Origin of the sequence: Sporosarcina ureae, assembly GCF_002109325.1 — a bacterium.
GTDB classification, from domain to species: domain Bacteria; phylum Bacillota; class Bacilli; order Bacillales_A; family Planococcaceae; genus Sporosarcina; species Sporosarcina ureae_C.
Genome location: NZ_CP015348.1, coordinates 1,196,704 through 1,218,787 on the forward strand (window position 1 = coordinate 1,196,704; position 22,084 = coordinate 1,218,787).

The window sequence follows — 22,084 nt, forward strand, 5'->3', positions numbered from 1 at the left end:
TGGATTAGCGATTTCTAGTGGCGGTTTTTTTGTGCAAATATAGTAGTTTGATTGGCTATGTACGTGGGGCGGGCATTGGCGCCACTTCAGCGGTAGTGGATGGCTTTAGAACGTTCTATAGTGTGTAGGGCAGTTCAGGTAGTTTTTTTTCGAGTACACGGGGAAGGTGTTCGTACAAGTAAGTAGGATACGATTTTAGGTAGTTGTTTTACGAACCCTTTACTTTTCCTTGTATTTTGCAGAGGTAGTAGTTTGACTGGCTATATAAGTGGGGCGATCATTGGCCCCACTTCGGCGGTGGTGGATGGCTTCCGCAATGAGCCAGTCAGGAAGTGCGCCTGGCTGGCTCATTGCTACGCCTACCACGTGCAGCCGCCTACGTTAGATTATGTGTAGGGCAGTTCGAATACTTGTTTTGCAAGAATAGAAACTAGTACCACCCAGTTACTGGTTTTATCTACTATAAACCACAACCTGACTTGGTAAGTACTCAGTAGCGCAGGCACAACTGCGGGGTCGGCCGTGGCCATGAGACAGCTAGCAGCCCCACCGCTAGTTGGCTCATGGCTGGAGGCAATCCCCCACGTGCCTGCGCGAGTCCAAAGCATGACCCTCACTACTTTCAATGAACAAGCCAATGTCGAGCGATGATCCAATCTATCTGTTACGTACTTTTCCAACACCGAAGAAAGGTATCGCCGATTCACTGGTCTTCATCTACTATAAACCACAACATAACTTGGTAAATACTTAGTAGCGCAGGCACAACTGCGGGGTAGGCCGTGGTCATGAGACAGCTAGCAGCCCCACCGCTAGTTGGCTCATGGCTGGAGGCAATCCCCCACGTGCCTGCGCGGCTTCAAAGCATGACCCTCACTACTTTCAACGACAAAGCCTAACTCGAGCCACGATCCAATCCACTCCTCCAATGCCTAAGCCCACTTCGAGCAACGCTCCCACCACCTAGGTCCATCGCCTATTTCTTAGGCACTTTCTATCACCGCCTTGAATTTGTAACTATTTATTCAGTTTACACACTATCCAAAACTACTATTTCTGAGTATAATTTAGGTAATTCACAGAAGGAGCTGGAGCTGACCTTGAAGCCTATTTCGAAATTAGCATCTAAAATTTTAGTCATAGTCCTCTTTATCACGGCGATCGCTGCAGGAGTCACTTGGAACTACTTACAACCAACTGGAGGAAAAGAGATAACCTTTGCCCAGATGGAAAAATTAATAGCAGAACAATCAGGTGGTAGTGTTTTATTGAATGAAACGGCTGACGGGAAGTTATCTGTTACTGTGGATAACACTACTTACAGCACAATGGTCCGTCCGCAAAGTACACTAGTAGACGACTTAGTACAAAAATATAATGTGTCTTATCAATACAAAGCAGCAAGTTCAGCTAGTGGCTGGATTTTCGGAGGGCTAGTATTAGCTGCCCTACTAACACTGTTTATCCTTCACAAAAAAGGGAAACTCAATATCGGTGCATCGGGTATGAAGCATCAAGCCTCAAAAGCTACTCCTCTTCCGGATATTACAATGAATGACATTGGCGGAATCCCTGAAGAAATGAAAGAGGAAATTCTCCAGACATTAGAAGTATTTAAAAATCCAGGAGTTGCGAAAGATATGGGCATTGCATTGCCTCAAGGGATTTTACTGTACGGACCTCCTGGAACAGGTAAAACATTACTGGCCCAAGCTATCGCAAATGAAATAGGCGCACTTTTCTATTCTTCAAGTGGTGCAGCTTTCACCGAACTATTTGTCGGAGTCGGCGCTTCACGTGTACGTACACTTTTTCAAAATGCCCGTAAACAAGGTCCTGCCGTTATCTTTATAGATGAAGTAGATGCGTTGGCTGGTAAACGAAAAGAGCACGGCGGTGAAGAATCTGAGAAGACATTGACGGAATTACTCGTTCAACTCGACGGCGGTAATGATAACGATGGGATCTTATTCATTGCGGCGACAAACAGAAAAGATATGTTGGATGATGCATTCTTGCGTCCTGGACGTATTGACTTCACATTTAACGTTCAACTACCAGATACTAAAGGACGTCGTGAAATTATCGACATTCATACTAACGGCAAAGGGTTAGCTGCAAATGTAGCCGCCTCTCTCGACACCTTAGCGGAAAGCACATCCGGCTTCTCTGGGGCAGAAATCAGTGGCTTGTTTGAAACAGCTAGTCGCCGCGCTATGAGAGAAGGACGTAAACTCATTGAAAAGCATGATTTAGATTTTGCAATTGACCGGACAATACTTGGAAATACAGCTCGTACGTTAAACGATCAGGAAACGAAACGTCGGGTAGCCATTCACGAGTCGGGGCACGCTATAATAGCCGCTATCACTAAGCCGGGTTCTGTGAGAAAAGCAACCATCATTCCACGAGGGCAAGCTCTAGGCTATGTAGCCCCTATTCAGAAGGAACTGCATCTATCGACAGCTAGTGAATTGCTTGATCAAGTTAGTATGATATTAGCGGGCGGTATTGCAGAACGTCTCTATTTAGGTGAACACAGCATTGGTGTGGGTGGCGACGTCGAACAAGCCAAAGAAATTCTTGAGCGTATGGTGAATACCGGACTGTTCCAAGAAGGTTTTTCATTGATTTTCAATAAAGCGGAAAAAGAAGAAAAAATGCAGATGTTATTTAATCAGGCTGCAAAAAAAACCGAAACCCTTATTAAAGAAAATGCTTATCAATTTGAGGAACTGGTCAACGCGCTTTATAAAGAAGAAACACTTGAAGGTGACGAAGTACAGCGTATCGTTGAGTTGCCAACTCCAAAAGAAGCAGTAGTATTTATATAAAAAACCGAAAAAGAGAGGCCCTTAAAGTCATAACGGGGCCTCTCTTTTTTGTATGAGATCAAAGAATAGCTTTACAGATTAGGGTAATGACTTCTTCGACAGCTCTGTTTTTTTGTCCACTATGTGAGCACGGCAGGATCAATAACGACGTTTCTCTACTTCCATTGGCCACCCATTCTTAATTCGCAAAGAAATCAAAGGTTCTGGAACGGGTCCATGGTGTCGAATATTGCGTAACGAGAAATTCTTATAAAGTACTTTCAAAATCAGTGTCGCTTCAAGCATCGCGAATCTCGAACCGATACAACTACGTGAACCGCCACCGAATGGGAAATAGCTAAATGGCGAATACTTGTTACCTACCGCAAAACGATCAGGATCAAACATCTCAGGATTCGGGAACACTTTTTCATTACGGTGAACTGCATACGGACAGATCATAAAAGTGCTTCCTTTTTTAAAAGCCCTACCAAACATCTCAACAGGTTCGTCCAGTTCACGATAAATCAGCCAAGCGGGAGGATAAAGCCGCAAGCCCTCTTCAATAATTTGTTGTGTATACGGTAATTCCCGCATCCAATTGAACGGATTCCCTGTAAGTTTAGCTGTGGTCAGCTCTTCCAATAAACGTTTTTCCACTATTGGATGTCCTGCTATTTCTGCAATAATCCAACCTAATAAATTAGCCGTCGTCTCATGCCCAGCTAGTAACATCGTCATCATCTGATCGCGTACTTCCTTATCAGATAAACTATTTCCATCCTCGTCTGTTACCGCCATCATCATGCCGAGCAAGGAATCTTTGAACCACTCAGGATGCTCTTTTGCAGCAGCTAACACATCGTCAATCATAGCTTCAAGTGTTTGAATCGCTTCTTTATGCTTCAAATTCGCAGTAGTCGGAACAGAAGCAGGAATCATCACAGGACTAAATAAGATTTTGACACTTTGTTCTATCGTTGTCGTAACTGCATCCGCGAGCTTCTTCTCTTCTGCTGAAACATCTGTCGAAAACATTGTACGTGTAATGATCGATAGCGTCAGACGCATCATGACAGTATGTATATCGACTTCTTGTTCATGCTCTAAACGTTCAACTACCTTTTCTGTTTCGTCGATGATTGCATAAGCATAGCGCTCCATTACATCTTTATAAAATGCAGGTTGAATATATTTTTTCTGCGTTGCATGACGCTCACTTTCCGTAGTCAGCAAACCTTCCCCCACTGTTCGTTGCAATACTGTCGTTGTTCTTCCTTTAATAAATGACTGATCTTGGCGTACTAAAATTTCACGAATAGCTTCTGGGCTGTTAACAACAAAAGTCGGAGAAATTCCTGTCTTCAATGAAATCACATCACCGAGCGGTTGAACACGTGTAAAGAATCTGATTGGATCACGCACGAATTCCAAGTAATTTTGTAAACGTGGTGTCGCAATGTCTTGTACAGTAACCATAAACTCTCCTCCAAAGTTAACATAATGTACTACTTCCCCATCCCCTGTATGTACGCAGTGTTTCTGGATATGCTAAGAAAAAGGAGGTGGATCAATTGGCAAAAGACGTATTATGTGAAGTAACGAACTGTCATTTTTGGGAATCAGGTAATCAATGTGGTGCAGATGAAATCAAAGTGGTCTCGCGAAAAGGTAGAAAAGCGAAAGATATTGCCGAAACAGATTGCGGTACGTTCATTCCAAAGGGATGATCCACCAAGTAGCAGCCTCGCTTTTTATGCTTGGCTGCTTTTTCATTGTAAAACTGGACGTCTACGCATCGCTTCCCAGTTAACTGCAATAACACTTAGAACTGCAATCAACCCACCCAATGTAGATAATCCACTGGGTAGTTCTTGAAGCCATATCCAGGCAATGATAATGGCAACGACTGGTTCTATATAGAGTAAACTTGAAACCGCGCCCGCATCTGCAATCGACAGTGCAGTAGCCCAAGTCACATAAGCGATTGTTGCAGGAATAACTCCCATATAGATCGTTGATAATGTAGCTTCCAATGTAGCCCCTTGGATTTCATTGAAAAGACCGGGTGTGAAATAAAGAAACGGCAATGTACCTGCCCATGTGAAGTAAGCTGTCAATTCGACAGGCGTGTACTGTTTAAATAAAGGTTTTTGGAAGACGAAAAATATAGACGTGGAAATAACGGCTACTATTATAAACCATGCGCCTACTGAAACTTCTAGTGTGGCTTCTGAACTTCCTATCGTAATCAATGCCACACCCGACAAACCGATTGCCATGCCAATCCAGCCCAATCGACTGATTTTTTCACTTAAGAAAATTACCGCAATAATGGAAGTGAAAATTGGTACTGTTGCGATGAACAGACCGGCAGTACCGGCCGATACGGTTTGCTCTCCGTATGTTAGACCAAAGTGATAAATACTAATTCCTGCAAAGCCGAGCAACATAATCTTCCATATATCTTGTTTTGCGGGTATACGAATTTTCGTTCCTGGCCATAGTGCATATAAAATAAATACTAGTGAAGCAACTAAAAACCGTGTCAACACCAAGTGCCCAGGAGAATAACCGCCTAGCAAGCTCACACGTATGGCCGCGAAACTTGAGCCCCATGCAATAACTGTAAACAAACCTAAGTAGAATGCTTTCTTATTCATATATGAACCTACCCTGTGGAGAAATTACATAGCAAACATAACTCATTTCAACTTGAACGTAGCAGTACAATGAGCTACTAATTCATCTTTCTCATTGAATAACGTTCCTTCAACCAAAGCAGTTGAACGTGTCCTGTTGATCACAGCTGCTTTTGAATGCACCGCTTCTTGAACGACTGGTTTTAGAAATTGTGTTGTCATCTGAATGGTCATGACATCATTTGCACCCATCGAGCGGCAAAGCATTCCCATAGTCGTGTCAAGAATGGACATGTACATCCCACCATGAATAGTTCCGCGTACATTGTCATAGTGTTGACTATAAGGTAAATATAATTCCACATGTCCTGCTTCTAATTTTTGCGTTTGCAGACCTGCAAATTTCCAAAAAGGACTTGTCTCGAAATCTTGTCGAACTTGTTCCAAGTATTCCACTGTCGTATCGTTCATTTCATTACCTCCAAAAATGTAGTCTTTGTTCTTTATACCATATCGTAAAGACGATCTATCGACAATTCAAATCATTCTTCCTAACGATTTAAAGCAAATGTTTTTTTATTCTTTTCAATAAAAAGTATATATTTTTTATTCTTTTTCCTTTATAATGAAATCAATTTCATAAGTTTTTTAATTTAGGAAGAGTACCTGTGAGCATTATGCCAACCCAATCACCTGTTATGTAATGGAAGAGAGATCCCTCTTTTCTTATATCAACAAGCGAAACAGAGTAAAGGTCCCTCTCCAATCTGTCATGTTTGTATTATTTCATGTGGATTGGAGAGGGACTTTTTTATGTGAAAATGGTTTTTAAATATTTTATATAGAAAGGACGGATGTTTCGGTTGGAAAATAAGCTGAAGCTCTACGGCTTTAACAACCTCACCAAAACTCTTAGCTTCAACATTTACGATGTAAGCTATGCAAAAAGTAGAAGAGAGCAAAGTGAGTATATCGCCTATATAGATGAGCAATACAATTCAGAACGTTTAACGAAAATTCTCTACGATGTCACCGAAATGATTGGTGCACATGTTTTGAATGTCAGTAAACAAGATTACGATCCTCAAGGCGCAAGTGTAACGTTAATGATTTCAGAGGAAAAATTCCCTGCATCACAAATTGATCCTTCTTGTAATCAAGGCGCGATCCCCATCTTGCCAGATAAGGATTCCGTCGTCAGTCATTTAGATAAAAGTCACGTAACGGTTCATACGTATCCCGAGTATCATCCGGATAACTCTATTGCGACGTTTCGTGTAGATATAGATGTGTCAACGTGCGGAGAGATTTCTCCTTTGAACGCGCTTGACTACCTAATCGGAAGCTTTGACTCGGATATCATTACCGCTGATTATCGCGTGCGTGGATTTACACGTTCAGTCGACGGTAAGAAGTTATTTATGGATCATGCTATGACATCCATTCAGGATTTTATTGATCAAAAGACGTTGGATAAATATGACGCAATCGACATCAATGTGTATCAAGCAAATATTTTCCACACGAAGCTACTCATTAAAGAAATCGATTTACAGGATTACCTATTTAACAAAGATGTTTCAGAATTACCGCCAAAAGAACGCCTTCAAATCTCTCATAACCTGCGCAAAGAGATGATTGAAATCTATAGCGGCTCGAATGTCTATGAAAATGAGTGAGGAGAGACCATTGAAATTATCACAACATCGCGTTCCAATTATGGAAGCATTGCAGCAATATCAAGAAGCACGTGTCGTTCCTTTTGATGTTCCCGGTCACAAACACGGTCGAGGCAATAAGGAACTTGCCAATTTCCTCGGGGAGACTTGCTTACATCATGACGTGAATTCCATGAAACCTCTTGATAATTTATGTCACCCCGTTTCTGTCATACGTGAAGCAGAAGAACTGGCGGCAGACGCTTTTGGCGCGAAGCATGCCTTCTTGCTTGTGAATGGGACAACCTCTGCTGTCCAAGCAATGGTTATGACTGCTTGTAAAGCTGGAGAAAAAATCATTATGCCGCGAAATGTCCATCGTAGTGCAATTAATGCTTTGATTTTAAGTGGCGCTATTCCTATCTATGTAAATCCTGGAGTGCAAGAAGAACTTGGCATTCCACTTGGCATGGCCGTAGATGAAGTAAAAAAAGCAATTGTGGATCATCCGGATGCTAAAGCGATTCTCATTAATAATCCTACCTATTATGGGATCTGCTCCAATCTGCAAGCCATTACCGATTTGGCACATGCACACGGGATGCTTGTATTAGTAGATGAAGCCCATGGAACGCACTTTTATTTCAACGATAAACTGCCAGCTTCCGCCATGTCTGTCGGCGCGGATATGGCCTCTATCAGCATGCATAAGTCTGGTGGATCATTGACACAAAGCTCATTTCTATTGATAAATAATGAAGTAAGTGAAGGCTATACGCGACAGATCATTAACCTCACGCAAACAACGAGTGGATCATACCTCTTGATGTCATCACTGGATATTTCACGTAAAAATCTTGCGCTACACGGTCAAGAAATCTTCGATAAGGTGATCGAAATGGCGCAGTATACGCGTGATGAAGTCAATAAAATCGGCGGCTACTATGCTTATTCTAAAGAATTGATCAACGGCGATACCATTTATGACTTCGATGAATCTAAACTATCTATCCATACGAGACAAATAGGTCTGGCTGGCATTGAAGTGTATGATATCTTGCGTGACGAATACGATATTCAAATTGAATTCGGAGATGTAGCGAATCTCCTAGCTTATATTTCTGTCGGTGATCGGACACTTGATCTGGAACGATTGGTTGCGGCTTTAGCAGAAATCAATCGACGCTATAAGAAAGATCCAAGTTCATTATTCGATCATGAATATATCACTCCAGACATCGTCCAGTCGCCACAGCGTGCCTTTTATGCAGAGAAAGAATTGCTTTCATTAACTGAATCTTCAGGTCGCGTAGCAAGTGAATTCGTCATGTGCTATCCTCCAGGCATTCCGATCTTGGCACCTGGGGAACGCATCACTGATGAAATCATCGACTATATAGACTACTGCAAGGATAAAGGTTGTTTCCTGACAGGTACCGAGGATTCTAAAGTTGATTATATTAATGTAGTGAAGGAGGACGTCTGATGAATTTATGGTTTACCGAAGATCACTCACCACACATTCGTTTATCCTTTCGCGTAGAAGAACATCTTTATACTGCGACAAGTGAATTTCAGAAAATTGATGTCTTCCAGACGACTGAGTTCGGTAGAATTTTGACACTTGATGGATATGTCATGGTGACGGAGAAAGACGAATTCATTTATCACGATATGATTGTTCATGTCCCAATGGCTACAAATCCTACAATCGAAAAAGTGTTAGTTATCGGTGCTGGTGATGGGGGTACCGTGCGGGAACTGACGCGCTATCCGACAATCAAACAAATTGATATGGTCGAAATAGATGAGCAAGTTGTACAAGTATGCCAGAAGTTTTTACCGCAAACCGCAGCACAACTTACGGATCCACGCGTTACACTGTATTTTGAAGACGGATTAAAATTCGTCCGCCAGCAAGAGAATGCGTACGATCTGATCATTGTTGATTCCACCGATCCATTCGGTCCCGGAGAAGGTCTTTTCACGAAGGAGTTTTATGGCAATTGCTATAAAGCACTAAACGAACAAGGTATTCTTGTGAATCAACATGAAAGTCCTTTCTATGCGGAAGACGCGCGCGGTATGCAACGTGCACATAAAAGCATTACAGGGTTCTTCCCCGTTTCAAAAGTCTATCAAGCACATATTCCCACGTATCCGTCTGGACATTGGTTATTCGGATTTGCTTCAAAGAAATATGATCCAATAGAAGACTTGGATGCAGATGCTTGGAATACAATTGGTTTACAAACAAAGTATTATAATCCCAAACTACATGTCGGCTCATTCGCCTTGCCGAACTATGTAAAGGAGTTACTGATTCATGCTGAATAAAAACATAGAAACATTTTTAGGTTTCGAAGGAGACTATGAAGATTCTTCATTCGTAATTTTCGGTGCTCCTTTTGATTCCACTACTTCTTTCCGTCCCGGGACGCGCTTTGCCAGTAAAGTGATGCGCAGTGAGTCTTTCGGTCTCGAAACGTATAGCCCCTATCAAGACGCAGATCTAACAGATTATGCATTGTTTGACGGAGGCGATCTAGAACTGAGTTTCGGGAATACGGAACGTGCACTGGAGCAAATTGAAGAATTCACTTCACTTGTTCTACATGACGGAAAAACGCCTTGCATGATCGGCGGCGAACATTTAGTTACTTTGGGTGCCGTACTTGCTGCAGCGAAAATGTATCCTGATCTGCATGTCATCCAATTCGATGCACACACTGACTTGCGCGATGATTATTTGGATCAACGCCTGTCTCACGCAACGGTTATTCGTAGAATCTGGGACTTGCTTGGAGACGATAAGATCTTCCAATATGGTATTCGTTCGGGAGACCGTCCTGAATTCGAGTGGGCGGCTAAGCAGCATGTGTTCATGAATAAATTTAATTTCGACGGCCTCGAAGACACAGTTAAGAAACTGCAAGGTAAACCCGTCTATTTGACGATTGACTTGGACGTACTGGATCCTTCCGTGTTTCCCGGAACCGGTACACCCGAAGCTGGCGGCGTAAGCTTTGTTGAACTGCTAAAAGCTATTTTGACAGTCAGCGGTTTGAATATCGTTGCTTGTGATATCAATGAATTGTCCCCTGTTTACGATCAAAGCGGCGCCTCAACTGCCGTAGCTTGTAAAGTGTTACGTGAATTAACGATTGCTATAAATAAAAATAACTAATTTGGTGGTGTCTTTAATGGGAAGAGCATTAATTATTGGAGCAGGCGGCGTAGCAAGTGTCGTCGTGCATAAGTGTTGTCAAGTACCAGATGTATTTGAAGAAATCTGTATTGCAAGCCGTACAAAGTCAAAATGTGATGCATTGAAAGAAAAGCTCGATGGTGGACGTACGAAAATTCAAACTGCACAAGTAGATGCAGATAATGTGCCTGAACTTGTTGCATTAATTAATGAATTCAAACCTGATATCGTCATCAACGTCGCACTACCTTATCAGGACTTGACGATCATGGATGCATGTCTTGAAACAAAAGTCGACTATCTAGATACAGCAAATTACGAGCCGCTTGATACAGCCAAGTTCGAATATAAATGGCAGTGGGCTTATAAAGAGAAGTTTGAAAAAGCAGGTATTACAGCACTGCTTGGTAGTGGTTTCGACCCTGGCGTAACTGGCGTATTCTCAGCTTACGCACTGAAGCATTATTTCGATGAAATCCATACAATCGATATCGTCGATGCAAACGCTGGCGATCACGGATATCCATTCGCAACTAACTTCAATCCAGAAATCAATATTCGTGAAATCACTGCAAACGGGCGTTACTACGAAAAGGGCGAGTTCATCGAAACAAAGCCTCTTGAAGTAAAACGCGTCTATGACTTACCTGAAATCGGTCCGAAAGACGTTTACTTGTTATACCATGAGGAACTGGAATCTTTGGCGAAAAACATTACAGGTGTCGAGAAAATCCGTTTCTGGATGACTTTCTCTGAAAAGTATTTGACGCATTTACGTGTATTAGAAAACGTTGGCATGACATCTATCGAACCTATTGAATTTAACGGTCAGCAAATAGTTCCACTTCAATTCCTAAAAGCTATATTACCGGATCCTGCTTCTCTTGGTCCGCGCACGAAAGGTAAAACGAACATCGGCTGTATTTATCAAGGTATAAAAGACGGCGAGCCGAAAACTTATTACGTCTACAATATTTGCGATCACCAGGAATGCTATCGAGAAGTAGGATCACAAGCAATTTCCTATACAACAGGTGTTCCAGCAATGATTGGCGCCATGATGATGTTAACAGGTAAATGGAAAAAGCCAGGTGTCTTCAATATTGAAGAATTCGACCCAGATCCATTCATGGAAGCATTGAATGAATATGGTTTGCCGTGGCATGAAGATTTCAATCCAACTCTGATTGACTGAGGTGAATATTATGAACTTTGATGTACATGCTGTCCCTTCGCCTAGTTATGTTGTGGAGGAAAAATTGCTTATCTCTAACTTAGAAAAGATGAAATCCATTATCGATCAAACAGGATGCAAGATCTTACTTGCACAAAAAGGATTTTCGATGTTTAACGTCTATCCTTTACTGGGGCAGTATTTGCATGGGGTGACTTCAAGTGGTTTGTTTGAAGCACGTCTCGGTTATGAAGAAATGGGGAAAGAAGTGCACACGTATGCCCCTGCCTTCCAAGAAGACGAATTTGATGAAATCCTTAGCTATTCCGATCATTTAGTATTTAATTCATTTGCGCAGTGGAAGAAGTTTAAGGATCGTGTTCAGAAGCACGACAAATCGATTGCATGTGGTATCCGAATCAATCCTGAGTACTCGGAAATTGAAGTCGACATGTATAACCCATGCTTCGATTACTCACGATTTGGTGTAACTTTAGAAAACTTTGAACCTGACGAACTTGATGGTATTAGTGGCCTACACTTCCATACGATGTGTGAACAAAACTCGGATACATTATGGCGGACAATCCAAATTATCGATGAAGAATTTGGTCCTTATTTAGAGAAGATGAAATGGATCAATTTCGGTGGCGGTCACCACATAACGCGTGCTGATTATGACATTGACGCATTGATTCGTAGCATTCGTTTCATGCAGGACAAGTATGGTCTTGAAGTGTACTTGGAGCCAGGCGAAGCTGTCGCATTGAACACAGGCTTCCTTGTCGCCACAGTACTTGATACCATGCAAAATGGTATGGACATTGCCATTCTCGATACATCAGCGGCTTGCCATATGCCAGACGTACTGGAGATGCCTTATCGACCAGAGATTATTGGAGCAGGCACGGCAAATGAAAAAGCCTATACATATCGATTAGGTGGCCCAACTTGTCTGGCTGGTGATGTAATTGGTGATTATTCATTCGATCAGCCGCTGAAGCCAGGCGATCGACTTGTATTCTGTGACATGGCACACTATTCCATGGTGAAGAACAATACGTTCAACGGAGTTAATCTTCCGTCCATCGTTCTTCATACGGTGGATAATGAAATTAATGTCGTGAAGCAATTTGGTTATGAGGATTTTAGGCAGCGCTTGTCTTAAAAGCAATGAGTGGGAAAAGCGAGAACAAGTTCCTAACTACTAATCAAAATTACATCATTTTCTATACTCCATTAAACTATTTCTTTTAAGACATAAAAACCCGATTCGCTGAAAAATGCGAATCGGGCTTTTACACTTTGATACAAATAAGTAATGCGTAAAAGTCTATATTACATCAAGATCTTATTAAGATTATTATTCAACTAAATGATACTTTTTATATTCCGCTCAAGTTAGAATAGTAAAGATGCTTGCCTTCCCCTATCCCGCTCTTAAAACTACTACTCACCACTCACAGTAAGAAGAATCCAATACCCATGATTAGATAAGCTGAGAACAGCACGAGCCCTTCAAACCAGTTCGACTCGCCATCTTGACATATATTGACGACTAGCAAGGTGGCGGTAATCATGGCGATTAACTCTGGCCAAGTGAATACGAGCGGCATTGCAGTTGGCATCATCAAGGAAATCAGTACAAGAACCGGCGCTACAAACATTGCCACTTGCAATGTAGAACCAATCGCGATTTCAACTGAAATATCCATTTTATTCTTCATCGCCATCGTGATCGCTGATGAATGCTCTGCCGCATTTCCAACGATAGCAACAATGATGACACCGATAAATAACTCCGTCCAGCCAAACTTCTCACCTAACGTACCAAACGTATGCACTAGCTTCTCTGAAACAAATGCGACCGCTACTGTCGAAATCATCAATACTAATATAGCTTTCTTTTTCGTCCACTCTGGAACTTCATCCGTTTCGTGATCTTCAGAACCGTAAACACCACGGTGAGTAAATAATTTAAATACTAGGCCAGCTAAATAAATCAGAATAAGTATGATCGAAATACCAATACTTAGATGTAGTTCAGTTTTCGTATCCATCGTCATCGAAAATACTTCCGGAATCACGAATGCAACAACTATTGCAAACACTAGTAGCGCAGAGTTGAACCGTGCATCATAAATACTGAAATTCTGTCTTTTATGTTTCAGACCACCCGCGAAAAATGATAGCCCGAGAACTAATAATAAGTTTCCTAAAACAGAACCTGTCAACGATGCCAGTACGATTGCAATCAATCCGGCTTTTAACGTAAATATAGAAATGATAAGTTCTACCGCGTTACCGAATGTGGCATTTAACAAACCACCAATTCTTGGACCACTAACAATTGCCAAGCTTTCTGTAGCTCTTCCTATGAATGCAGCCAGAGCAACAATACTATAACAACATAGCGCAAACATCCATAAATCGGACCAATTCAAAAAAGACGCTAAAAACACTAAAGGTACACCAGTGAACGCCATTACAGTAAATACTTTATTCAGTGTCTCCACCTCGTTTCAAAATCAATTTGTTATCATCTTTCCCTTTTACTAGCGTAAATAAACTGGTTAAAAAATGGTTGATCATCGGAATGAAGATCAACCAAATAACTCGTACATAAATTACCGCTTATTCGTATTCAAAAAAGATGGAGGAGAGTCTGTAAATAAGACTCTCCTCCATCCACTATCATGATCTAGATTATATCCGTCAAAAAAATATAGCTTAACTTTTCATTTTGGGATCCAATGCATCACGTAAACCGTCACCCATGAGGTTAAATCCTAAAACTGTGAGCATTATGGCAACCCCAGGGAAAATCATTGTCCATGGAGCATTTTGCAGATAATCCTTAGAGTCAGCTAACATCTTCCCCCACTCTGGATAAGGGGCTTCCGCTCCTAGTCCTAGGAATCCAAGTGCTGCTGCTTCTAAGATAGCTGTAGCAACCGCCAATGTACCTTGAACGATAACAGGTGCCATTGAGTTAGGTAAAATATGCGAAAATAGGATTCTGAAATCTTTCATTCCAATTGCCTTTGCAGCTGTAATATACTCATCTTCTTTAATACTCAATACTTTAGACCGTATCAATCGTCCAAAGTTCGGTACGTTAATGATCGCAATTGCAATTAACGCGTTACGTAAACTCGGTCCTAGTACGGATACAATCGCAATTGCCAATAAAATAGAAGGGAATGCGAGCATAATATCGAATATCCTCGAAATAATGGTATCAATCCAGCGACCATAATAACCCGCGATAATTCCTAGGAAACTACCTACTACAATCGAACCTACTACCGAGAAAAATCCAACAGTTAGAGAAATTCGTGCACCGTGAATAATACGTGAGAAAATATCACGGCCGAAATCATCCGTACCGAACCAGTATTCTGACGAAGGAGGTTGCAGTCGATCTGTCATTAATTGTTCGTTGATGCCTTCTTTCGTGACAAGGGGTCCGAAGAGTGCGAGCAGTATAAAGAATATGACAATGACTGCGCCCACAACCGCCACTTTACTTTTACGAAAACCTACCCAAGCTTCCCGCCAAGGTCCTGTTGTTTTTTCTAATTCTGCTTCTACTACTCCATCTACCTTAGGCGTAAATTCTGACATGAACTGTTCCTCCTTCCTCAATCATACTTAATCCTCGGATCGATCAGTCCATACAATAGGTCGACGATGAGATTGATCATGACAAAGATAAATGCAACGATGAGTATACCTGATTGAATAACAGGATAATCTCTAAAGTTGATTGCGTCATAGATATAGCGTCCGATTCCAGGCCAAGCGAAGATTGTTTCCGTCAGAATAGCTCCACCGAGCAATAAACCTATCTGCAAACCAATAACTGTCAACACAGGAATGATCGCATTTTTCAACGCGTGCTTATATACTACCCAGAACATTTTCTGACCTTTTGCTCGCGCTGTACGAATATAGTCCGAACGCATAACTTCCAACATGCTCGAACGTGTCATTCGGGCGATAATCGCCATTGGAATGGTTGCGAGCGCTAGTCCAGGTAAGATCAAATGTTTAATAACTTCCCATAATTGATCAAACCTGCCCTGGATGAGCGTATCAATTATGTATAAATTGGTTATGGCGGATATAGGGTCCCGGACATTCTCACGTCCAGTTGTTGGCAACCATTGTAATTCGATCGCAAATGCCCACTGTCCCATTAATCCTAACCAGAAGATCGGCATGGATACTCCAACTAGCGCTAGTACCATTGCTGAATAATCAAACCATGAGTTTTGGAACCAAGCAGAAATAATACCCGCGTTAATTCCTACAACGACCGCGATAATCATCGCAAATAATGCTAACTCTAATGTAGCTGCTAAATAAGGCCAAATTTCATCCGCCACAGGAAGGCGCGTACGCATGGATTCTCCTAAATCACCTTTAAAAATACCACCTAAATAACTGAAGTATTGTGTATACCACGGTTGATCAAGACCTAGCTTGATCGTCAAAGCTTCTACCGCTTCTTTAGTCGCTTGTTGTCCTAATATTACTTGTGCTGGATTACCAGGTATTGCACGAATCAACATAAAAACTAAAAATGTCATACCAAGCAGGACAGGAATCAGCTGTAAAAGCCTCTTAATCGTATAGTTGAACAACTCTTTCACCCCTCCGGCTCTTATCATTTATTAATCAAAGAAAGGGAGAATGCTAGCTTCTCCCTCTTCTTGAATCATACAATTTACTTGTAACTTATTTGAATTCTACGTTTGACAACAAATCAGAACCCGTAGGATGTGGAACGAAACCAGTAAGTTCCTTCTTACCGCCTAACAAAGGAATGGAGTGTGCAAGTGGTACCCAAGGCGCTTCTTCATGAAGAATTTCTTGAGCTTGCTTATACAACTCGATACGCTTGTCCTCATCTACTTCTGTTTGTGCTTCAATGAATAGCTTATGTGTTTCGTCGTTCTTGAAGTACGTGTAGTTATTGCTTCCGATATTATCTTCATCTAACAATACATACAGGAAGTTGTCCGCGTCACCGTTATCGCCAGTCCAACCTAGCATGAATGCATCTGCTTCTCCCTTGCTTGCTTTATCAAGGTAAGTTGCCCACTCATAAGAAACGATTTTCGCTTTAATACCAACGTCAGCTAAGTTGCTTTGGATCGCTTCCGCTACTTTCTTGCCGTCTGGCATATATGGACGTGGAACCGGCATAGCCCATAGTTCCATTTCGAATCCATCTTCAAGACCTGCTTCTTTCAATAATTCTTTTGCTTTTTCAGGATCATATGCATAATCTTCTACATCATCGTTATAACCTGAAATGGATGAAGGCATAGCATTTTTCGCTACTTCTGCGCGTCCTTCAAAGAATGAATCGACGATTGATTGTTTATCGATAGCATAGTTCATTGCTTGACGAACTTCTTTTTTATCAAATGGCTCACGCGTTACTGTTAATCCAAGGTATCCTACGTTCATGGAAGGACGCTCGAACAACTGCAATGTATCATTGTCTTCAATCTTTAACCCATCAGCAGGATTGATTCCATCTGCCAAATCAATTTCACCAGATAGTAATGCGTTCAGGCGAGCAGAGTTATCCGGAATTGCTTGGAAAATGATGCGATCCAATTTCGGTAATCCTTCTTGCCAATATTCTTCGTTCTTTTCAATTGTAATTGTCTCATTTGGCTTCCACTCGACAAACTTGAATGGACCTGTTCCTACTGGATTACGCTCATACTCATCATTGCCCTTTTCGAAAGCTTCTGGACTAGAGATAGCGAACATACTCATCGCAAGGTTTTTCAAGAATGGTGCTTGCGGGCGCTTCAAAGTAATAATCACTGTGGATTCTCCATCTGCTTTAACAGATTCAATTACGTGATCTTCATCGTCTTTAAACCCACCGAACATAGAGTTATAGTATGGGAATGTATCTGAATCTCCATTAGCCCAACGCTCAAAGTTCTTCACAACAGCTTCTGCATTAAAGTCTGTGCCATCATGAAACTTTACGCCTTCTTCTAATTGGAATGTATACGTTAATCCATCTTCACTTGTATCATATTCTTTTGCAAGACCGGGTTGAACCGTTGTATCTTGCTCCCCAAAGTTTAATAACGTTTCGAATAAATTCACTGTAACTTTAAAAGTTTCCCCTTCTGTTACACGGGACGGGTCAAGAGATGTTGAATCTCCACCTCGTCCAAATACTAACGTCTTGTTTTCACTGCCGCCTTTATCTGCAGTGTCTTTGTCTTTGTCCCCACTACCTTCTTTGTCATCACCGCCTGAACAAGCTGCCAGTGCAGTCGATAAGACAAGAAGCATGATCAACGCAAACGACCACAATTTCCCTTTTCTCATACAGATCCCTCCAATTGTTTTTTTCTTTCTATATCATCGTTACCTTCATCCGTATACAGATGGCAAGCAACAGAATGACCAGTATTCTCCTCTGCTAACACAGGGGTTACTTTCGTACACACATCCATTTTGAACGGACAGCGAGTGTGAAATGCACAACCACTTGGAGGATTCGCCGGGCTAGGCATGTCCCCTTCAATAATGATTTGCTCCTTTTTGTAATTTGGATCTGGTACAGGAACCGCAGACAACAAAGCTTGTGTGTAGGGATGGAGTGGGTTTGCATAGAGCTCTTCACTTTTCGTAATCTCTACGATTTTCCCTAAGTACATAACTGCTACACGATCACTAATGTGACGTACAACACCGAGATCATGTGCAATAAAGATATACGTTAAGTTAAATTCTTTTTGTAAGTCTTGCATTAAGTTCAGAACTTGCGCCTGAATCGATACGTCAAGCGCAGATACCGGCTCATCTGCAATAATCAATTTAGGATTCGTCATTAATGCTCGAGCAATTCCGATACGCTGACGTTGCCCTCCACTAAATTGATGAGGGTAGCGCTTAGCATGATATTCACTTAAACCAACAATCTTTAAGAACTCCACAACCTTTTTACGACGTTCTTTTGCATTGTGACCTCCATGGACAATCAATGGCTCTTCCAAAATCTTTCCGATTGTATGCCGTGGATTCAATGAAGCGTAAGGATCTTGAAAGACCATTTGGATATCTCTACGAATCTTACGTACTTCATTAGCAGGTAGTTTAGCTAGATCTCTGCCCTGAAATTCCACTATTCCCTCTGTAGGTTCAAGTAACTGCATAATCGTTCGACCAGTCGTCGATTTACCGCAACCACTTTCCCCTACAATTCCAAGCGTCTCGCCTTCATTGACATAAAAGGAAATATCATCAATCGCCTTGACGTGACCAACTGTTTTACCAATTAATCCTTTACGAATGGGAAAGTACTTTTTTAACCCTTCAACTTTTAGCAGCGGTTTGCTCATTTGCACTCGTCACTCCTTCTTGCTCGTCATATAAGAAGCATCTAGTTTGATGATTTTCAGAGTTTCGGTACAATTCCGGCGTTTCTACCCAGCATCTTGAGAAAGCGCTTTCACATCTTGCTGCGAATCTACAACCCGTCTCAATGGATCCGGGTTTCGGCACATTGCCTGGAATGGAATAAAGACGGTCTCTTTTATCCCGCATATCTGGAACAGATTGAATCAATCCGCGAGTATATGGATGACAAGGATTTTCAAAAATCGCATGAGTTGGTGCTTCCTCAATAACTTGCCCTGCATACATAACTACGACGCGTTCACAAGTCTCAGCCACTACCCCCAAATCATGCGTAATAAGTAGGATCGCTGTATTCATACGTTCATTTAGATCCCGCATTAATTTCAGGATTTGCGCTTGGATGGTTACATCAAGTGCTGTTGTAGGCTCATCTGCAATAAGAACTTTTGGATCGCAGACAAGTGCCATAGCAATCATGACACGCTGTCGCATACCACCTGATAGCTGATGAGGATATTCTTTCATAATTTCTTCAGAGCGAGGCAATCCGACTAATTTTAACATTTCAACTGCCCGTTCCTTGATTTGCTTTTTTGACCACTTTTTCTGATGAAGGGAAATTGCTTCAGACATCTGATTACCTATTGTGAAAAGAGGGTTAAGTGAAGTCATAGGCTCCTGAAAAATCATCGCGACATCGTTTCCGCGAATCCCTCTCATTTCCTTCTCCGATTTTTTTAGGAGGTCCTGACCTTCAAATAAGATTTCTCCTCCAGTGATTTTCCCGGGCGGACTTGGCACCAACTGCATGATAGATAAAGAGGTTACACTCTTCCCACAGCCAGATTCCCCAACAATCCCTAAGACCTCTCCTTCTCTCACATAAAAGTCCACATGATCTACTGCTGGAATTTCTCCCGAATCCGTGAAAAAGGTCGTTTGCAAATCTTTAACTTCAAGTAATTTCTTTCTTTCGTTCATTTGCTCACCTATTTCCTTTTTCTGAAATAACTCATTAATCATTATTATACTTTTATTCTGATTAAACGCAAGAAACTTTTTTTATAAAATAATATATTAAGAGAATGTAGTAATAAAAAAAGAAGTACGTTAGGAAAGTTGATACCTACGCACTTCTTAAAAAAATTCAGTTTTTCTAATGCTATGCTTACTCTTTTAACAGCATAATTATTTCCCTTACCAAATAGCTTGACCGTCTACAAATTCTGGCGCTTCTAAATCTAGAAGTTTGTATAGACTTGGTGCAATATCAGTCATCGTTATTCTTTCACTAATTTCCCCACTGGTAATCTTAGGACCTGTTGCAAATAGAATAGGACGTAATGGCATACGCTCAGGATTACCACCATGACTCCCCAATTCTTGGGTTGGTTCGACAGCAATTTTCGCGTCTTTTCCCATCAAGTATCCTGGAGCAGCAGACAGGAATACATCACCACTATTATCATTATTAAATGTTACATACTCTTCTTGTTCTTCTGTCCAAACTGCTTCATACGGCGAAGTTTCGATTTCTTTCTGTTTAGATAAGACTGAAGGTGCCGGGTAAGTATAGGCTAGGTCCGCTTTACCAGTGAGCCAACGCAAAATAGGATGAGCCACTTTTTCAGGATCTTGTGACAGGGTAGAAAAAACAGTCTTACCGGTAAAGACGGATACAATATCATTCTTTACTCGTTCGTATTCCTCTTCTTTTACAATTCCTTTTTTCTCTCTACCTTTTAGATTTACATACACATGCGCAATCGTTCCACTCGCTTCCGCATACGCTTTTGTCTTAGATGTATCCACATTTCCTTTTTCATCTTTTACAAGCAGTCCGGCTTTCTCAAGCTCTTTATTCGGTGAAAGCCTCGTATGAATTGGTTCTAAGCCATGATCCGAAACAATCAACAAGTGATCTTCAGGGTTAAGATTATTTTTGATTCGCCCAATGGCTCGGTCCGCTTCCCCAAATGCCCAGCTAACATATTTCTCTTTTTCAAACACATTCGATAATTCATATCCTGGTTGGGCAGGTTCTCTCAATAAAAAGTTATGCAGTTCAGTATCTACGACTGGATAATAATAAAATAATAAGTCTGGTTGATAGTGATCTTTAATATATAAGCTGACATCCGTCACCCAATTTGCGAAACGTTCGCCTACTTGCTCATATTCTTCTCTTGTAATATCTCCATTTTTGAAAGCGTCTATCTCATCAGCCGCGGGATAAAATCCGAATTCTGATTTAATCTCGTTCGTGAATTGGTCTGGCCCTTTGTAAAGCCCTCCCATTACGGTACCCTGAAATAACTGTAACTTCTCTTTATCTTCAGGATCCCCTTTTAGTTTTATATAAAATCCTGCACTATCGAAGTCTGGTAGGTCTAGCACGACACTGATCCAGTCATTTGCTGATACTTTTTCTCCTATTTCTTTAGGGTCCATTGAAATATAAAGCTCCGTTTTTTCCTCATCTGTTCGCAACACATATAATTGTTGGGATGGTGAGTTTTTTATATCTAATGTAATCACCGCTTCTTCCACTTCTGTTGTCGTGGTTGCAGTTAATTGTTTAACACGTTGATCTTCTATAGATGAAAATTTTAAATTATGAAGTTTCGAATCCGCTAAGGTCCCTCCTGAATACACAGCGTACGTAGCAGCAGAAGCATTTTCAGGATTTGAATCCGGGAAAGAGACCGTCGCTGTTACTTTCCCTTGATTTTTCGCTTCTTTCCATATAGGTGTAACGCCTAACGTTTGTGCAAATCCGCTTTGATCATCTTTTACTGTTTCACCTGACGAGTGGAACTGATTACTCACAATACCGGTCTTGGATGGTGCTGCACCACTTGCCATTGTGGCATGTGATGGCGCGGTTAGTGATGGTGTAACTGTTATGAAATCCGTCGCATAAGCAGCCTCGTTTTGAAATCCCTCTAAATTCACCATGATTCCTTTATCTATATATCTCTGTGCGTCTTGATAACCCAATCCATCAAATGACACAACACTAATTGTGCCGGTTGATTGTGCTGCTTGAACAGACGAAGAGGTAGTAGTAGTCATGCTACATAAAATTATAGTTACAAAAATAAACAGTGGCTTAAACATTTGTCATCCCTCGCTTTGTAGAACTATTCCCTTCCTAAAATCATGTAAACTTGCTAACTAAA

Annotated in this window: 20 protein-coding genes; 8 read left to right on the plus strand and 12 right to left on the minus strand. The window is 41.4% G+C overall.

Annotated features, from left to right (window positions below; all coding sequences use genetic code 11):
• Positions 1–219: 219 nt before the first annotated feature.
• Complete coding sequence (locus SporoP32a_RS16730) at positions 220–366, minus strand: hypothetical protein (RefSeq protein WP_157129933.1); 147 nt, start codon at positions 364–366, stop codon at positions 220–222.
• 20 nt (positions 367–386) lie between these two features.
• A complete protein-coding gene (locus SporoP32a_RS06095) occupies positions 387–707 on the minus strand; it encodes a hypothetical protein (RefSeq protein WP_157129934.1) in 321 nt (106 codons plus the stop codon).
• A 393-nt stretch (positions 708–1,100) separates the two neighbouring features.
• Between SporoP32a_RS06095 and SporoP32a_RS06100 the strand changes: the two genes are divergently transcribed.
• Positions 1,101–2,834 carry an AAA family ATPase gene (locus tag SporoP32a_RS06100; RefSeq protein WP_085427088.1) on the plus strand — a complete coding sequence of 578 codons (1,734 nt, stop codon included), beginning with the start codon at positions 1,101–1,103 and terminating at the stop codon, positions 2,832–2,834.
• A 138-nt stretch (positions 2,835–2,972) separates the two neighbouring features.
• On the opposite strand, the gene SporoP32a_RS06105 is transcribed toward SporoP32a_RS06100, so the two are convergent.
• Positions 2,973–4,292, minus strand: coding sequence for a cytochrome P450 (locus SporoP32a_RS06105; protein WP_085427089.1), 1,320 nt, complete (start codon positions 4,290–4,292; stop codon positions 2,973–2,975).
• A 95-nt stretch (positions 4,293–4,387) separates the two neighbouring features.
• On the opposite strand from SporoP32a_RS06105, the gene SporoP32a_RS06110 reads away from it, so the two are divergent.
• Entirely contained in the window at positions 4,388–4,543 is a 156-nt protein-coding gene (locus SporoP32a_RS06110; protein ID WP_085427090.1) for a DUF1540 domain-containing protein, read from the plus strand.
• Between the two features lie 42 nt (positions 4,544–4,585).
• Here SporoP32a_RS06110 and SporoP32a_RS06115 read toward each other — a convergent pair whose 3' ends face one another.
• Both SporoP32a_RS06115 and SporoP32a_RS06120 read right to left on the minus strand, forming a co-directional pair.
• Entirely contained in the window at positions 4,586–5,476 is an 891-nt protein-coding gene (locus SporoP32a_RS06115) for a DMT family transporter (RefSeq protein WP_085427091.1), read from the minus strand.
• Positions 5,477–5,518: 42 nt separating this feature from the next.
• Positions 5,519–5,926, minus strand: coding sequence for a PaaI family thioesterase (locus tag SporoP32a_RS06120; RefSeq protein WP_085427092.1), 408 nt, complete (start codon positions 5,924–5,926; stop codon positions 5,519–5,521).
• Positions 5,927–6,309: 383 nt separating this feature from the next.
• Here SporoP32a_RS06120 and speD point away from each other — a divergent pair, with 383 nt between their 5' ends.
• The 6 genes from speD to nspC are packed head-to-tail and all read left to right on the plus strand — an operon-like array spanning position 6,310 to position 12,663.
• Entirely contained in the window at positions 6,310–7,134 is an 825-nt protein-coding gene (gene speD, locus SporoP32a_RS06125) for an adenosylmethionine decarboxylase (protein ID WP_085427093.1), read from the plus strand.
• The gene (locus SporoP32a_RS06130) at positions 7,115–8,599 is read left to right on the plus strand and encodes an aminotransferase class I/II-fold pyridoxal phosphate-dependent enzyme (protein WP_420542308.1); all 1,485 of its coding nucleotides are present in this window, start codon (positions 7,115–7,117) and stop codon (positions 8,597–8,599) included. The genes speD and SporoP32a_RS06130 overlap by 20 nt, the downstream gene beginning before the upstream one ends.
• Positions 8,599–9,450, plus strand: coding sequence for a polyamine aminopropyltransferase (gene speE / locus SporoP32a_RS06135; protein ID WP_085427094.1), 852 nt, complete (start codon positions 8,599–8,601; stop codon positions 9,448–9,450). Before SporoP32a_RS06130 ends, speE begins: the two co-directional genes overlap by 1 nt.
• Entirely contained in the window at positions 9,440–10,300 is an 861-nt protein-coding gene (gene speB, locus SporoP32a_RS06140; RefSeq protein ID WP_198166229.1) for an agmatinase, read from the plus strand. The genes speE and speB overlap by 11 nt, the downstream gene beginning before the upstream one ends.
• A 16-nt stretch (positions 10,301–10,316) precedes the next feature.
• The gene (locus tag SporoP32a_RS06145; protein WP_085427095.1) at positions 10,317–11,516 is read left to right on the plus strand and encodes a saccharopine dehydrogenase family protein; all 1,200 of its coding nucleotides are present in this window, start codon (positions 10,317–10,319) and stop codon (positions 11,514–11,516) included.
• Between the two features lie 10 nt (positions 11,517–11,526).
• Positions 11,527–12,663: a carboxynorspermidine decarboxylase gene (gene nspC / locus SporoP32a_RS06150; RefSeq protein ID WP_198166230.1), complete on the plus strand. Its 1,137-nt coding sequence runs from the start codon at positions 11,527–11,529 to the stop codon at positions 12,661–12,663.
• A gap of 292 nt (positions 12,664–12,955) precedes the next feature.
• Here nspC and cax read toward each other — a convergent pair whose 3' ends face one another.
• The 7 genes from cax to SporoP32a_RS06185 all read right to left on the minus strand — a co-directional run bounded on the left by cax (position 12,956) and on the right by SporoP32a_RS06185 (position 21,977).
• Positions 12,956–14,002, minus strand: coding sequence for a calcium/proton exchanger (gene cax / locus SporoP32a_RS06155; protein ID WP_369823955.1), 1,047 nt, complete (start codon positions 14,000–14,002; stop codon positions 12,956–12,958).
• Between the two features lie 223 nt (positions 14,003–14,225).
• Entirely contained in the window at positions 14,226–15,122 is an 897-nt protein-coding gene (gene nikC / locus SporoP32a_RS06160; RefSeq protein WP_085427097.1) for a nickel transporter permease, read from the minus strand.
• 17 nt (positions 15,123–15,139) lie between these two features.
• Positions 15,140–16,171, minus strand: coding sequence for an ABC transporter permease (locus tag SporoP32a_RS06165; RefSeq protein WP_369823342.1), 1,032 nt, complete (start codon positions 16,169–16,171; stop codon positions 15,140–15,142).
• A 67-nt stretch (positions 16,172–16,238) separates the two neighbouring features.
• The gene (locus tag SporoP32a_RS06170; protein ID WP_085427099.1) at positions 16,239–17,867 is read right to left on the minus strand and encodes an ABC transporter substrate-binding protein; all 1,629 of its coding nucleotides are present in this window, start codon (positions 17,865–17,867) and stop codon (positions 16,239–16,241) included.
• Positions 17,864–18,883, minus strand: coding sequence for an ABC transporter ATP-binding protein (locus tag SporoP32a_RS06175; RefSeq protein WP_085427100.1), 1,020 nt, complete (start codon positions 18,881–18,883; stop codon positions 17,864–17,866). Before SporoP32a_RS06175 ends, SporoP32a_RS06170 begins: the two co-directional genes overlap by 4 nt.
• Positions 18,858–19,883, minus strand: a complete 1,026-nt coding sequence (locus SporoP32a_RS06180; protein ID WP_085429003.1) for an ABC transporter ATP-binding protein — start codon at positions 19,881–19,883, stop codon at positions 18,858–18,860. The genes SporoP32a_RS06175 and SporoP32a_RS06180 overlap by 26 nt, the downstream gene beginning before the upstream one ends.
• Positions 19,884–20,099: 216 nt before the next feature.
• On the minus strand, positions 20,100–21,977 hold the full coding sequence (locus SporoP32a_RS06185; RefSeq protein WP_198166232.1) for an alkaline phosphatase family protein: 1,878 nt from the start codon (positions 21,975–21,977) through the stop codon (positions 20,100–20,102).
• Positions 21,978–22,084: the final 107 nt, after the last annotated feature.